Source organism: Nonomuraea sp. NPDC005650 (assembly GCF_040605375.1).
Taxonomy (GTDB): Bacteria; Actinomycetota; Actinomycetes; order Streptosporangiales; family Streptosporangiaceae; genus Nonomuraea.
Genome location: NZ_JBEXCR010000041.1, coordinates 115,413 through 128,899, shown reverse-complemented (window position 1 = coordinate 128,899; position 13,487 = coordinate 115,413). Strand labels below are relative to the sequence as shown.

Annotated in this window: 8 protein-coding genes and 3 pseudogenes; 2 read left to right on the top strand and 9 right to left on the bottom strand. The window is 65.8% G+C overall.

The window, feature by feature from the left end:
* Window positions 1-328: 328 nt before the first annotated feature.
* The gene (locus tag ABZS69_RS50100) at window positions 329-472 is read right to left on the bottom strand and encodes a hypothetical protein (RefSeq protein ID WP_355386904.1); all 144 of its coding nucleotides are present in this window, start codon (window positions 470-472) and stop codon (window positions 329-331) included.
* Between the two features lie 119 nt (window positions 473-591).
* On the opposite strand from ABZS69_RS50100, the pseudogene ABZS69_RS50095 reads away from it, so the two are divergent.
* Window positions 592-980: pseudogene (locus ABZS69_RS50095) on the top strand (transposase family protein); the annotation flags it as partial.
* Window positions 981-1,038: 58 nt separating this feature from the next.
* Here ABZS69_RS50095 and ABZS69_RS50090 read toward each other — a convergent pair.
* From ABZS69_RS50090 to ABZS69_RS50055, 8 genes and pseudogenes are all read right to left on the bottom strand, one after another.
* Complete coding sequence (locus ABZS69_RS50090; protein WP_355386901.1) at window positions 1,039-1,767, bottom strand: hypothetical protein; 729 nt, start codon at window positions 1,765-1,767, stop codon at window positions 1,039-1,041.
* A 130-nt stretch (window positions 1,768-1,897) separates the two neighbouring features.
* The gene (locus ABZS69_RS50085) at window positions 1,898-8,638 is read right to left on the bottom strand and encodes an RHS repeat-associated core domain-containing protein (RefSeq protein ID WP_355386898.1); all 6,741 of its coding nucleotides are present in this window, start codon (window positions 8,636-8,638) and stop codon (window positions 1,898-1,900) included.
* 422 nt (window positions 8,639-9,060) lie between these two features.
* Window positions 9,061-9,208, bottom strand: a pseudogene (locus ABZS69_RS50080) (IS630 family transposase); the annotation flags it as partial.
* 364 nt (window positions 9,209-9,572) lie between these two features.
* Window positions 9,573-9,767 (bottom strand): hypothetical protein, encoded by a 195-nt coding sequence (locus tag ABZS69_RS50075; protein WP_355386895.1) that lies wholly within the window; start codon window positions 9,765-9,767, stop codon window positions 9,573-9,575.
* Window positions 9,767-10,099, bottom strand: a complete 333-nt coding sequence (locus ABZS69_RS50070) for a hypothetical protein (protein ID WP_355386892.1) — start codon at window positions 10,097-10,099, stop codon at window positions 9,767-9,769. Before ABZS69_RS50070 ends, ABZS69_RS50075 begins: the two co-directional genes overlap by 1 nt.
* Before the next feature lie 86 nt (window positions 10,100-10,185).
* Window positions 10,186-10,461 carry a hypothetical protein gene (locus tag ABZS69_RS50065; protein WP_355386889.1) on the bottom strand — a complete coding sequence of 92 codons (276 nt, stop codon included), beginning with the start codon at window positions 10,459-10,461 and terminating at the stop codon, window positions 10,186-10,188.
* Between the two features lie 765 nt (window positions 10,462-11,226).
* Window positions 11,227-11,319, bottom strand: a pseudogene (locus tag ABZS69_RS50060) (IS5/IS1182 family transposase); the annotation flags it as partial.
* Window positions 11,316-11,780 (bottom strand): IS5 family transposase, encoded by a 465-nt coding sequence (locus tag ABZS69_RS50055; RefSeq protein WP_355386886.1) that lies wholly within the window; start codon window positions 11,778-11,780, stop codon window positions 11,316-11,318. The pseudogene ABZS69_RS50060 and the gene ABZS69_RS50055, both read right to left, overlap by 4 nt.
* A 292-nt stretch (window positions 11,781-12,072) precedes the next feature.
* On the opposite strand from ABZS69_RS50055, the gene ABZS69_RS50050 reads away from it, so the two are divergent.
* Window positions 12,073-13,371 carry an IS110 family transposase gene (locus tag ABZS69_RS50050; protein ID WP_355386916.1) on the top strand — a complete coding sequence of 433 codons (1,299 nt, stop codon included), beginning with the start codon at window positions 12,073-12,075 and terminating at the stop codon, window positions 13,369-13,371.
* The last annotated feature ends 116 nt before the right edge of the window (window positions 13,372-13,487 follow it).

Sequence of the window (13,487 nt, the reverse complement as noted above, 5' to 3'; positions counted from 1 at the left end):
AAGTTGTGGCCGCGCTCCAGGGCTTCGTCCAGCAAGGCACGGGCGACCCCTGGGCGGTGCAGGTTGAGGTAGGCGCGGTCGCTGGTTCGTAGCACGCGCAGAGCCGGTCCGCCAGCACGCGCCGCGACGGTACTCAACGCCTCGCGGTTTCCGCCGCTCGGCGTGCTCCCTCTCGCCACCCCGCACCACCCCTGGCACGGGCACGCCGTTTCAGCGCGCGCTTTCCCACGTTCCATACGGACGCCGCAGGCCGGGCTCGCGCCGCCTTCATGCCGGGCACCGCCTGACCAGTACTACGGGTCTCCGCCAGACTCATCCCGAGACACATTCACCGCCCCGGTTTCGATGCCACCTTCCAGTTACGACACGTCATCAGCAGTTCGCTCACGCTCGCCTTCCCGGCCCCCACCTGTCGCATCTTTTGCGCCTTTTCCTCATCGCTCACCACGACGGTCTTCAGCCAACGCAGCATGAGGCGGTTTGACGCCTCCCCCCGCAGGGGCGACGCCGAAGGGCCAACCTTCATCATCCGCACAGCACCACATCGAGAGATCGGCCTACCGATCAACCCCTCTCCGTGCTCGTGGCACACTGAACGTGCAGGTCATCGCCTCACCGGACGGCACCATCCTGTGGACGTCTGGAGCCCTGCCCGGCAAGGCTCATGACCTGAGCGCCGCCCGTATCTGGGGCATCCTGCGTGCACTGGAGCAGGCGGGCATCGTCACCTTGGCGGATAAGGCGTATCAAGGGGCCGGGGGCCCGGTTCTCACTCCATACAAGGGCAAGGGGACAAGCCTGAATCTCAGAAGCGGGCCAACCGCGCCCACGCCAAATTCCGCGGACCCGGCGAACGCGCGAACGCCCAGCTGAAGAGTTGGAAAATCCTCCGAAAGCTACGCTGCAGCCCGTCCAAGGCCGGCCACCTGTGCAAGGCCATAGCCGTCCTGCAAAACCATCGCGTCGCCCAGGCCGCATGAGGCTGAAATAGGTTCAGTTTTCGCCGCGCGTGGCTGTGGAACCCGGCGCCCCGCGAAGCTAAAAGGGCGGCTCATCAATAGACCCTCTGTCCGCGCCCCAAAATTCGCTCCAAGCGTCGTCCGCCTCGTTCTCTGGTTCCGTCGAGCCCTTTAGTGAGCCAACATCTTCACCCCAAGCCGCCAGTCCCGAAATCGCCGCAGCCCTATGGCCTTGCCAGGAACTGACGGCCAAAACACTTCGCACCTTAGGGGCTATCACTTCACGATAGGACGCAAGTTCTGGAGCATGCAGAAGATGGACAGCGGCGAGAAGTGCCGCCTCCGCCACTTTCAAATCTGGATCGGAGATACAGGGATACACTCCTTGAAAAAGTGCAGGGCGGGCTCCTCGCATCTCACTAAAAAGGGGATTCTGATCCATCACATCTGGACCGAACTGTGCTTCAAGCTCCCGTTCTCTTGATACACCTATGTGGTAAGCCACTTCGGCTAGCCATTCCAGCAATTCAGTTCGCTGCGTGGCGTTCAAGGCTTCCCTGCTGCGCACCTCACGCAGGACGGCCGCAACATACAGTGCGGCTGCGGGTGTTGCGGAGTAGAGCGACCCTTGATGAAAGAGGCAGTCCCACAGGTGGTCAAGGGCGATGGAAGCCGCATGGGCATCACCGGACACAAGACCAGCCAGCTTGGCTTGCGTTTCAGGAGCAGCCGGCCCATGACTGTGCTGTAGACGAGACCACTCGGTCTCATCGAGGAGAGTATGCGGATCAGGCAGTACATCAGCCATAGACGAATCGTGCCACATGCAGACGAGCGCCGACAACAGAGCCTCCAGAAAGGCTACGGCCTTGACAACCGTGCGCCGTCCGGAGGCCCTGTTTCCACCAGAGGCAGGACCGAATAGTCCTCGGCAGATCTCAGTCCGGAGCCCCCCGGTATGTGTTTGCGTTGTAGAACTTTCTATTACGCTGGAATCTCACCGTGAGTTCTGCGCCTGGTGGAAGCATTTTGCTCAAGGTCCCCGAGCACGTGCCGCAGACCCCTCGGGGGTGACTGATCATAAGCCGCGCTTCCGTTGCCTTGTACTTCCGCATCAATGCAGCGGCCTGGGCCTCTACATGCGTGGCATAATCGTCCTCGACTCCAGGCGGCCTGCGGTATCCGGGATATGGCTTGCTCGATGTGAGGTCGAATGTTCCATGCCCCTTGATCCAAAGGAATCCACCCGTAGCGCCTTTTGCGCTCTTGGAATCTCCCGGATTCGAGGACCGTGCAGCGTTCTCCGCAGCCCTAGCATGTGCTATTTCGTCTGGGGTTGGGCAAGTATCGTTGTGGACAAGGAGCGGCGTGGTGCCAGCCAGCACATAGTACGTGTGCAGATCGGCGACGGTCAGGTTGTGTGCCCGCTGGGTGGTGCTCCACTTTTTGACAGCCGTGACTTGGATATGCGTTCCAGCGGAGGTGCGCAACCACATGCCTGGCTGGAGGTCGCCGGCGCTGACCCACTCCCGCAAGTCAGGAACCCAGAACGGGTGCTCACTGGTGGCGACTACCGTGTCGGCCCCCGGGTGGTCCTTGTGTGCCCTCGTATCACCTCCGACACTTTCCTGAACAGCCAACTCGATGAGATTCTTGGCGCCTTCTCCAGCAATGAGTGCTGTCACAGCCTCGGCCGACGTCGCCCCAGTCTCGGGATCTGCGGCCATCACAGAGTCGCCGACCTTGATGTCTTCGATGGCCTTATGACTGCCATCCGCCATAAGAACCTTTGTGCCGGGCGCGAAGCTGTTTCCACAAGGTGATGTCTTGACAGGCTTCTTGACCCGGGACACAGACGTCACAGGTCGTTTGCCGAAGCTGATCGGGTACCTGGCGGACATCGCGCTGCTGAAGCCCTTGTCGGACATTCCGGCTCCCAGCACCGAACTCAGGTAGCGCCAGGCCTCGGTTTCCTCCTTGCGTATATGCGATTCGCGGGTGTAATAGCGGGATCGCTGTGCTTCACGCTTCTTCCAGGCAGCTATTTCTCGTTTCTGCTTGGCGTATTGCTGCTGGCGCTGCTTGTGGATCCTTTTCTCAGTCTTGGTCTTCTTCGCCCCGTTGGGGTTGTGAGTTTTCGCGAACGTGGCGTCGGACTCGCGGGTTCCAGTGTCGACGCGGCGGCCGTCGGGGTCGGCCAGGTCGATGGGGTTGTTGGCGGCGTAGGAATAGGCGTTGGCCCATGCGGGGGTGCGCAGGTCGAGTTCCGGGTCGGTGGAGGTGAACCGGGCGATGGCCGGGTCGTAGTAGCGGGCGCCCAGGTAGGTGAGGCCGGTGGAGGCGTCTTCGGTCTTACCGAGGAACCCGCGGTCGGTGAAGGGGAGGTCGTCCGCGCCGCGACGCTGGCCGTAGGGCAGGTAGCGTTCGCGGCTGACGGTGCCGGTGGTGTCGTTGACGGCCAGTTGGGTGCTGCCGTGCTTGCCGGCGAGCATCCAGGTGACGCCGCTGGCGTCGCGCATGGCGACCAGGTCTCCGTCGGCGCTGCTGTAGTAGCGCTTGCCAGCCACCGAACCGGCGGACAGGCGCAGCTCCATGGCGCCGAGGTAGAGCGTGGTGCTGCCGTCGGGGTCGCGCCGGATCAGGCGCTCACCGGCGGCATCGTAGACCATGCCGGTCTGCTGGCCATCGATGGTGGCCTGGGTCAGCTGGCCGAGCTGGTCCCAGGTGAAGGTGCCTTGCTTGCCCGCGACGGTGCGGGCGCTGAGCTGGCCCTTGGCGTCGTAGGCGTAGGTGTCGGTACCGCCTGGGCGGGCGATGCTGGTGACCGCGTTGGGGCGGACGGCGCTCGCGCCGGGGGCGGGGTAGGTGTAGGTGGCGGTCTGGCCGTTGTCGGTCAGAGTGGTGAGGTTGCCGACCTTGTCGTAGGTGTAGGCCTGGCTGTAGGGGTCGATGCCCTGGGCGTCGCCGGTGCCGGTGCAGGTGCTCGCGGTGGTGGTGTAGGCGGTCTTGAGGCGGAGCAGGCCGTCGTAGGTGAAGCATTCGGACTGGCCGTCGGTGCTGCCGGGGATGGCCGAGTCGGCGTCCAGGACGCGGGTGATGGTGCCGGCGATGTTGTAGCTGTAGCGGTCGTCCTGGACGGTATCCGGGGTGGTCGTGTTCGCCTTGGTCTGGGTGGTGACGCGGGAGAGCCAGTCGGTGGTGGCGTCGCGTTCCAGAACGCGTTTGATCTGGCCGTTGCCGCCCAGCAGGCGACTTTCGAGCTTGCCGGTGGCGGTGAAAGTGGTGTCCTTGACGTAGGTGAAGCCGCCCAGGTCGGACGTGGTCGCCTTGGTCAAGCCGAGATCGGTGTAGCTGTGCGTGAGCTTCTCGGCGGGCAGGCCGCCGGCCGCGGGCAGGGTCTGCTCGCGTAGGTTGCCAGCCGCGTCGTAGGCGGAGGTAAAGGTGTAGTCGCGGCCGAGACCGCCTTCGGTGGCCGGGACGGTGACCGTGGTGCCGGTGGGCCGGTAGTCGCTGTCGTAGGCGGTGACCGTCTGGGTGTAAGGCTGGCCGCCGCTATAGCGAACAGCGGTGGCGGGCTGGCCCTTGGCGACGGTGTCATAGGTCCACGCGGCGAGGTTGGTGCCGGTGTTCGGCTCGCCGGCCCACTGGCTGGTGCGGCGGCCCAGATCGTCGTAGACGGTGGAGACCTTCTGACCCTTGCCGTCGATGGCCCAGATCTGCCGGCCCGCGGCATCGTAACCGTAGCTCGAGGCGCCCGCGTCCGGATCGGAGGCGGCGGTGCGCTGGTCCAGCCAGTCATAGGTGTAGGTGCGGACGTTGCCGTTGGCGTCCGTCATCTTGGTCAGGTTGTCGTTGAGGTCGTAGCCGTAGAGGGTGTCGGCGTGGCTGGTCGCGTCCGACCACTCCTCGACCTTGACGACGCGGTCGAAGACGTCGGTGACGGTGGCGGTCTTGCCGCCGACCGGCGGGGTGACCTCGACGCGGTCGGCGCCGGGATAGGCGGTGCTGGTCCGGCGCAGCTCGGTGCCCTCGTGGTAGGCGATGGACGCCACTGCGCGTTCCAGGCCGTCGTAGACGGTCTTGGTCCACTGCGGCAGGCTGGTCAGCGCCGGGTTGAGCAGGCCGCTGCCCGGCTCGTCACCGTTGTGCACCGGCTCGGAGATCGCCTCGGCCAAGCCGCGCGCGTCGTAGGTGCTGGCGACGACGATCCGGCCACCGCCAGGAGAGGCGGTCTGGCTCTCGCGGGTACGGCCGAGCCCGTCATCATAACTGTGGCTGGTGGTCCACTTGGCCGCAGTGCCGGTGCCGGTCAGCAACTGCTTGGCGGTGGTCTTGATGGGTGCGGCGGGCTGGCCCAACCAGCCGTCCCAGTCGATGTCGTAGGCGACGGTGGCGCTGGGCGTGCCGCCGCTGCGGGGCTGGCCCGGCTTCCACAGCGCCGTGGCGCGGCCGAGTCCGTCGTAGTCCAACTCGGTGGTCTTGCCGTTGGCGTCGACCGTCGCGGTGGGCTCGCCCAGGGTGTGCGAGACACGCGTGGTGGCGGTGTGGCCGAGCAGGTTCTTGACCGTGATGCCGCTGGTGGGCCAGCCGATCGCCGGGGTGTAGGTGGTCGTGGTGGTCTTGCCGAGCGCGTCGGTCGCGGTCAGCGTCCGGCCGTAATCGTCAAAGGTGGCCTTGGCGGTGGAGGTCGTGCTCGCGTTGGTGTAGGCGCGGACCTCGGTGGGGTTGCCGTCGCTGGGCTTGTTCGTGGCCGGGTCGGTCCCTTGGTCGTACAGGGTGACGGTCTTGCCCACCAGGGCTCCGGCGGCGCAGTCGTCGCCGGAGCGCTTCTCCACCACAGACGGGAAGTCGATCAGCCACTGGCCGGTGTCGGTGTTGCGTGCATACGTGATCTTGGTGCAGGAGTTGTCGGTGGCGACGCCGTCCTGACCGTAGTCGTTGATCGTCTCCGGCAGCCCGTCGTCGTTCGGCACGATCTTCTCGTCGGTGTAGCTCCAGGTGCCCCCGGTGACCTTCTCCCTCGAGCGCTCCCGGGTCTGCACCACATACGCCGGGTTCTGGCCGGCCCATCCGGTGCCGGTCGACTTGAGGGTGTACTCCCACCGGGTGGAGTCGGTCTCGGTGTAGGCGCGTGGGCTGAGCGTGGTCATCTGCCAGGTCTGCTCCTGCAGCACCTGGCCCTGCAGCGGCGGTGCGTCGGTGACCGTGGTGCCGTCGAAGTCGGTGACCGTGCCGCCGGTGCCGCGTAAGAAGGTCTGGGTACTGACGCTGTAGCCGGCCGGGTCGCTGCCGGAGCCTTGGACGGTGCGGACCTGACCGTAGCCGCGCCAGTCCGAACCGGCCGGCGCCAGGTTCGGTTCGGCGATCTGGACCGGGTTCGTCCAGCGCGGGCTGCCCAGGAACTCGTAGCTGTGCACCATGTCCGGGGAGCCGCCGACCATGTCGCGCTCGACCACCTTGGTGGCCAACTGCTTGTAGAAGCGGGCCCAGGCCTCATAGCCGCTCTCGGGCTCGCTGCCCATGTCGGCCTGGTAGCAGTCGCCGACCTGGTCGTTGTGGTAGTTGGAGCCGTCGCGGCCCTTGGCGCCGCCGCACGGGTCGGCCTGGCCGTAGGTGACCTCGGTCCGGCCGCCCATCCCGTTCTTGATCGCCGCGATGCGCGGCACCATCCGCCAGGACAATTGGTCCTGCCAGTCGGAGTTGCTGATGTAGTCCATCCGCCCGGCCAGCATCACCGCGTCGAAGTCCAGCGGCGGCAGCGTAACCTCCGGCTCGGCCGCCTGACCGGTCTGCTGCACGGTGTCCAGCCACATTGCCGCGTCCCATGGCAGCCCTTGGTCGGTGCGCTGGTACACCCAGGTGTGGGTGAGGTCCAGCCGGTCCACTGGGTCCCATGTGCCCGAGCCGGACGTGCGCGACTCGGTCTGCACCGAGGCAAGCCGGCGCGTGGCGAAGAAGGAGATCGCGTCGTTGGCGCAGCCCGCCGCCTGCGCGCACTGCAGGTCGGTCGGCACGTCGTCGCCGGTACGCGCGCCAGTGGTGAACGTCATCCGCGCGGTCGGGACACTGCCGGCGACCTGCGTGTTGTGCCCCCACGTGACCGAGGACAGGAACCCGCCCCGGTCATAGGGCAGCACCTCATACACCTCATCCGTGCACGAGGGCAGGCAGAAGTGGTTGACATCCCGGTAGTAGGAGTAGTCGGTCACGTTCTCGTTGCGGTCGATCTCCTGGTCCAGGTTCCACCGCCACACCCCGGTGCAGGTCGGCGGGATGAAGTTGTCCCAGTACCGGTCGAAGCACGGCTCACCCCGCTCCTCCCCGACATACGGCACCTGCCATTGGGCGTCCTTGTTGTAGCCGAACCGCCAGACCTGCCCGTCCCGGTCGGTGACCTTCCAGTACGCGTTGCCGTCCGCGCCCCCGGCCACCTGCTCGATCTTCCAGCCGAAGTCCGGGACTGTCTTCCACGCTCCCGCCGTGGTCTTGACGATCTGCGCCGATCGGCCGCCCGCGCTCAGCACCAACTCCGACTGCGTCCGGTCCACGCCGGCCGTCGTCTCGTCCGGCGCCTCCCAGCACAACGCCCGGCCGTTCTCGGCCTCCTCTGCGTACCAGATCAGGTCCGCGTTGTTGGGGTCGTACTCGGTCCTCACGTCGCAGCGGCGGAAGCGCCGCTCGATGAAGCCCGCGCTCAGGTCCCAGCCCGCGCCGACCACGCTGGACTGGTTGTTGGTCCAATCCCCCTGCCCGTCGACCGACGAGGCGTCGTACTGCAGCGACAGGTCCGGCCCGTTACCGGCCACCGACGGCGGCTCCGGCAATGGCAGGTCGTAGTCGAACCCGCCCCCGGACGTGCCCGCCTGCCAGGCGCCCGACGGCTTGAGGTCGGTGGCGCCCCAGTTGCCGTCCGGCCCGGTCAGGCTGGCGGCCAGCATGTATATCGAACCCGCCGCCAGCTGGGCCTCCAGCTTGGCCTGAGACGCCTTGGCCGCATCCGCCTTGGGATCCTTGCCCGGCGCCGGCGGCTTGACCGCCACCTCCTTCGCGCCGACGGGGGTCGCCTCCACCTCCGCGGTCAGCGTGCCCGCCTTGAGGCTGTTGGTCGAGGGCACCATCGTGGGCCGCATCACGCACGTCTTCGGCCGCGGCGCTTGGACGGCGCACGCGGGCAGCCGCACTACCTGGAGCCGGCTGGCGAACTGGCCGCCGTAGGCGTCGCGGAAATCGGCGTAGGAGAACACCGCCTGTACCTTGCCCGGGGTCGCGCCGCCATCGGCTCGCACCATCCGAGCAGCGATCCCCACCCCGCCCAGCTTCGCCACGGTCTCCGGTGTCAGCGTCTCCACTGACACCTTGTCCGGCCCGCCGTCTTGGGCCTGGCCCACCTGCACCGGCAGCGTCCCGGCCTCGGCCAGCTTGCCCGGCTCCGGCACGCTGACTTCGGCCTTGCCGGGCTCGGGCCACACCGGCTTCTTCCGTGTCGCCTTTGGCGCCGACTCCTCCGCACCCTTGACCGTCTTCTTCGCGGGAACGGGATGGCCGTCCACCGACTGCTCCGGATCCGGCGCGGCCGCCGCCGGCTGCACCAGCTGATCAGGGACTCCCACGCTGGAAATCAGCACCAGCGACGCGAGTCCGACTACTAAGGCCACCCACCAGCGGCGTAAGCCACGCATCCCATTAACCCCTTCGAGGCACGCTGACGCAGACCCCGGGCAACAGGGCCTTCAAGCGCCTAAAGCAGACATAAGGACGATCAAGAGGAATGTGATCGACGATTCAAGATCGGTCAACGATGGGAACGTCGCTTACCTGACACATACAGTCACGAGAGAGTCGATGACCGTGAACGTGTTTGCTGGTCAGGCGAATCGTCAGATATGACGACTCGCCACACGAAAGTCGAATGTGATTGGCATCACATTCTCCACGAGATGACCGGTGCTTCAGACTGTTGCCGCGCTATGGGTGCCGCGCCTTCGTCGCGCTACCCCTCTTGAAGGAACGCTCCAAAGGAGCGAGTAGCCCGGCATGTGTTCGAATGAGTGGCTGACGGTCACCGTCGTCCGCCTTCGCCCCCCATGGAGGAGTAGTCATTTCACTTAGCTGCATTCCAGAAGTTCCGCTTGTATCCCGCAGGCAGCCAGGGGCTGGTCCACTGGGCCCGCCGCGGTGAGCAGTTGGCGGGGTGAGCGGGCGCGGAAGAAGACGTAGATCTGTTTGAGCCGGCCGGGCCAGCTGTGCGCCTGCCGATAACTACATCCGCCCAGGTCATGACTCTGCGAAGGCTTCGCTTGGCGCACGCGACCTCCGGTCACCCGGGACACGGAAGCGCGTAGGGCAGGATGATCCGCTGTGCTCCTTCGCCTGTGCGCCTGCCGAAAATTCCATCCGTGCAGTTCAAGCCGCATGTAAGTACTCGTGGAGGATTCCGTCGAGCCGGTCTCGTCGGCGTATGTTCAGGTCGATGATTCGCTCGGGATTCGTGATCGGGTCCGGGACGGGACGCAGCGGGGCTGCTTGGGTCAGGGCTTGATGGGCGCGGTGCTGGTTGTAGAAGTGTTCGTACTCGCGTAGGGCGTAACGCAGGTGGCGTTCGTTCCAGAGCAATCAGCGGTCCAGGAGTTCGTGGCGGCAGGACTGCACCCATCGCTCCATGATCGAGTTTATTCGCGGCATCCGGATACCGGTGAGCACCGTTTTGATGCGGGCCTCGGCGAGGATCTCGTCCATGAGGGCGGGGAACTTGCCGTCCCTGTCTCGGATCAGAAAGCGCACCCGGTTGCCCGCATCTTCCAAGTCCATTACGAGATTCCTGATCGCCTGGACGACCCAGTCGGCGGTCGGGTAGTGCTGGTGCCCAGCACGCGAATGCGCCTGCCAGCGTGCTCGATGACGGCCAGGATGTACTGATGCTGCCCGTTCAGCGTGACGGTCTCGACGAAATCGCGGGCCAGCAGGGCGTCGGCTTGCGAGCGCAGGAAATCGGCCCACGTGGTGGACGCCCGTTGAGGTGCCGGGTCAAGGTCTTCCTGTTTGAGGATCTCCCAGACCGTGGACGGGGCGACTTTGATGTCGAGCGTGGCGAGCTCACCATGCATCCGCCGATAGCCCCAGCCCGGATTCTCCCGAACCAAGCGCAGAATGAGAGCGCGGATAGAGCGAACCCTGGGCGGGCGCCCGGGACGCTTCGGCCGGCAGGTACGGGCATGGCGCCATCGCATCAGATCGCGGTGCCAGCGGAGGACAGTGTCCGGCCGGATGAGGAGCCGCAGTCGGCGCAGGGCCTCGCGGGCAGCGAGGTCAGCAGGGCGGCGAGAAAGGCCCTGCCCTCCGGGGCGAATCTCACCCTGGTGTCGGCGCCGAGCTGCCGTTCAAGCACGGTGATCTGGTGACGCAGGGCAAGTATCTCCACGTCCTTGTCCCGATCGCCCATGGGCAGCAACCGCAGCGCGGCGAACGTGTTCCTGACGGCGAGGTAGGCCAGACGAAGGAGCACCGCCGATCATCATGCCGCACATGGTCCCTCTCGTAGTGGCCGGAAATCGCGTCACGCCGTGCTAAGCCCTGCAAGGCCATGACCTGGGCGGATGACATTATCGGCAGGCGCACAGCCGCCTGGTTGCCAGGCTTGAGCGGATGGCCTGACCGAACGCTTCCACTGCCCGACCGACCAGCGCGGGGTTTACACACAGATCACTGATCGCGGCCGCGAAGTTGTCACCGCGGGGCGCGCAACCTATGTCAACGTCCTCCAACAGGCTCTTGCCGACCTTAGCGGCGATCGGCAACCGGCCGTCCTGGTCGAGCAACTCCACCGGGACGCAGACCCGGCAAGCCCGTAAGGCGTGACGTAGCCGCCGGGCGGCACGTGTCCCCGGGTCCTAACCGTGGTCGACGGCCGACCTCTGCGGTCCCTGCGCGACGTCCATCGTCCGGAAGAGGACCCCATCGAAGCTTCCGTCGGAGCAACTGCCGTAGATCCGGCCTGGTTACGGCCGCAACCTGACTATAGGCCTGACCCGTCTGATCGGCTGCACCAACATCACTGCCGCCATCAACCACTTCCGCAGCCGTCCGCCTTGGATCCCCGGTTCACGATGAACCAGGCGATCACTACCAAGACCCTTCCCGATTGGCTTCGGGCCAAGGACTTGCAGCGGCTGCGTCTGCTTTGCAGTTCAGTCCAAGAGCTCTGGCGGGCTATGGTCGTCGGTGAGACGCTCCTGGACGTCCGATGACTCTCATAGGAGCTGTCGCCGTACTGGCCCGGCGTCAGCACCAGTGACAACACCCGGCAGCGGCCGTCCGCCGACAGGTGGATCTTGGTGGTGAACCCGCCACGGGAACGGCCTAGGCACTCCCTAGTCTGACCACCTCCACCAATCGGACGGCCAGCGTGGCCAGCATCGGATCGCCCCGATTTGTCCCGGCGGCGTCCCCCATTTCCCGCCCGCGCGCTGTCGGCGGGGGCGGTGTGCGGGGCGCGCCGGCCGCGTGCTGGTGCGCCCGGACGGTGGTGGAGTCCACGGCGATGTCCCAGTCCAGGCAGCCCTCGGCGTCCTGCTCGGCCTGGATCGCGGTCAGCAGCATCTGCCAGGTGCCATCGGCCGACCAGCGGCGGTGCCGCTTGTAGACCGTGATCCAGGAGCCGAATCGTTCGGGCAGGTCACGCAAGGGCAGCCCGGTCCGTGCCCTGTACAGCACGCCGTTGATCGTCGTGCGGTGGTCATTCCATCGTCCACCCCGTCGCCCGCCCTCGGGCAGCAGCGGCTCAACCCGTTCCCACTCGGCGTTCGTTAAGTCACCTCGACCCATAAACCAATCGTGACCGCCCCACCACGAGTGGTCAGCAGATCTAAGAAACAGTCGCCCTGTCCCTTTCGGTGACGCCACACAGGCGTGAAAATCGGGACGGGTTGCCCGCCGACGCCGGCTTAGCGCCTGGGCTTGGAGCCCGTGAAACAGTCTGGCGCCGGGGCCCGACCTTATGGGTCACGCACTGTTGCCTTGAGCACGCCGGTCAGATTGTTCGGTTCCCGACCGAGGCCCCCGGGCAGCTCGCACTCCCGTCGTGGACCTTGGGAAGGAAAGGAGTACAGGCGTGGCGATGATGGAGCCGCAGGAGATCCCCGATGAGGAATACGAGCAGCTCATCGAACGGGTCGCTGCCATCGACGTGGCCAAGGCCAACGCGAAGATCTGCACCCGCACCCCGCACGAAAGCAAACCCGCTCAGCGGCAAACGCGTGTGTGGGACGTGACGGCGACCGTGAACGCGATCGTCGAACTGGGCGACCACCTGAGGTGCCAGGGAATCCAGAAGGTGACAGTGGAATCCACCGGCGATTACTGGCGCATCTGGTTCTATCTGCTGGAAGCGCACGGCCTGGATGTCCAGCTGGTCAATGCACGCGATGTGAAGAACTTGCCCGGACGACCCAAGACCGACAAGCTGGACGCGGTCTGGCTCGCCAAGCTGACCGAGAAGGGCATGTTGCGCCCTTCCTTCGTCCCGCCTCAGCAGATCCGGATCCTGCGCGACTACACCCGGATGCGCAGTGACCTGATCGCCGAACGTACCCGGCACTGGCAACGCGTGGAGAAGCTCCTGGAGGACGCCTTGATCAAGATGTCCTCGGTCGTGAGTACGCTTACCACGCCTTCGGCACGAGACATGATCGAGGCTCTCATTGCCGGCGAGTGCGATCCGCGCGTGCTGGCTGAGCTGGCTCGCGGCCGGATGCGCTCCAAGATTCCCGCCTTGGTCGAGGCCCTGACCGGGCGTTTCGATGACCATCACGCCGAGCTGGCCAGGTTGTTGCTGAACCAGATCGACACTCTCGATGCCGCGGTCGGGCACTTAGCTGCGCGCATCGAGGCGCTGATCGCTGAACTGCCTGTCTCCGACGACTCGGCGATACCCGCGCCCGACCGGTTGGATGAGATTCCCGGCATCAACCTCAACCTCGCCCGCGTCATCATGGCCGAGATCGGTCTGGACATGAGCCGCTTTCCCACCGCTGATCACCTGGTCTCCTGGGCGAAGCTTTGCCCTCGCACCATCCAGTCCGGTGCCACCACGCGCAGCGCTAAGGCCGGCCGCGGCAACCCCTACCTGAAGGCCGCGCTCGGGAACGCCGCCGCGGCAGCCTCCCGAACCGACACCTTTCTAGGCGAGCGCTATCGGCGCATCGCCAAGCGCCGCGGCAGGCCGAAGGCTCTGGTCGCAGTGGCCCGATCGATCCTCGTCATTGTCTGGCACCTGCTCGCCAACCCCACCAGCGGCTTCCATGATCTGGGCGTCGATTATCACGCCAACAGGACCGATCGCGACAACAAGACCCGCGCCCACATCAGGCAGCTCCAGGCGCTCGGTTTCACGGTCACGCTCACCCCAGCTGCCTGACACAACAAGGCCTCCAACAAACCCCGCCGGCGTTCACCGGTCAGGGTTCGCTGCCGCGGGCCCAGCTGAGCACCGATTTTCCGGTCAGCTCTTAGCCCGTGGCTTGCGGGAGCCGT

Bases quoted from the DNA above. Each gene is read 5' to 3' on its own strand.
- ABZS69_RS50055 (WP_355386886.1), bottom strand. From the start codon at position 11,780: ATGGGTCGAGGTGACTTAACGAACGCCGAGTGGGAACGGGTTGAGCCG.
- ABZS69_RS50100 (WP_355386904.1), bottom strand. From the start codon at position 472: ATGCTGCGTTGGCTGAAGACCGTCGTGGTGAGCGATGAGGAAAAGGCG.
- ABZS69_RS50085 (WP_355386898.1), bottom strand. From the start codon at position 8,638: ATGCGTGGCTTACGCCGCTGGTGGGTGGCCTTAGTAGTCGGACTCGCG.
- ABZS69_RS50050 (WP_355386916.1), top strand. From the start codon at position 12,073: ATGATGGAGCCGCAGGAGATCCCCGATGAGGAATACGAGCAGCTCATC.
- ABZS69_RS50090 (WP_355386901.1), bottom strand. From the start codon at position 1,767: ATGGCTGATGTACTGCCTGATCCGCATACTCTCCTCGATGAGACCGAG.
- ABZS69_RS50075 (WP_355386895.1), bottom strand. From the start codon at position 9,767: ATGGACTTGGAAGATGCGGGCAACCGGGTGCGCTTTCTGATCCGAGAC.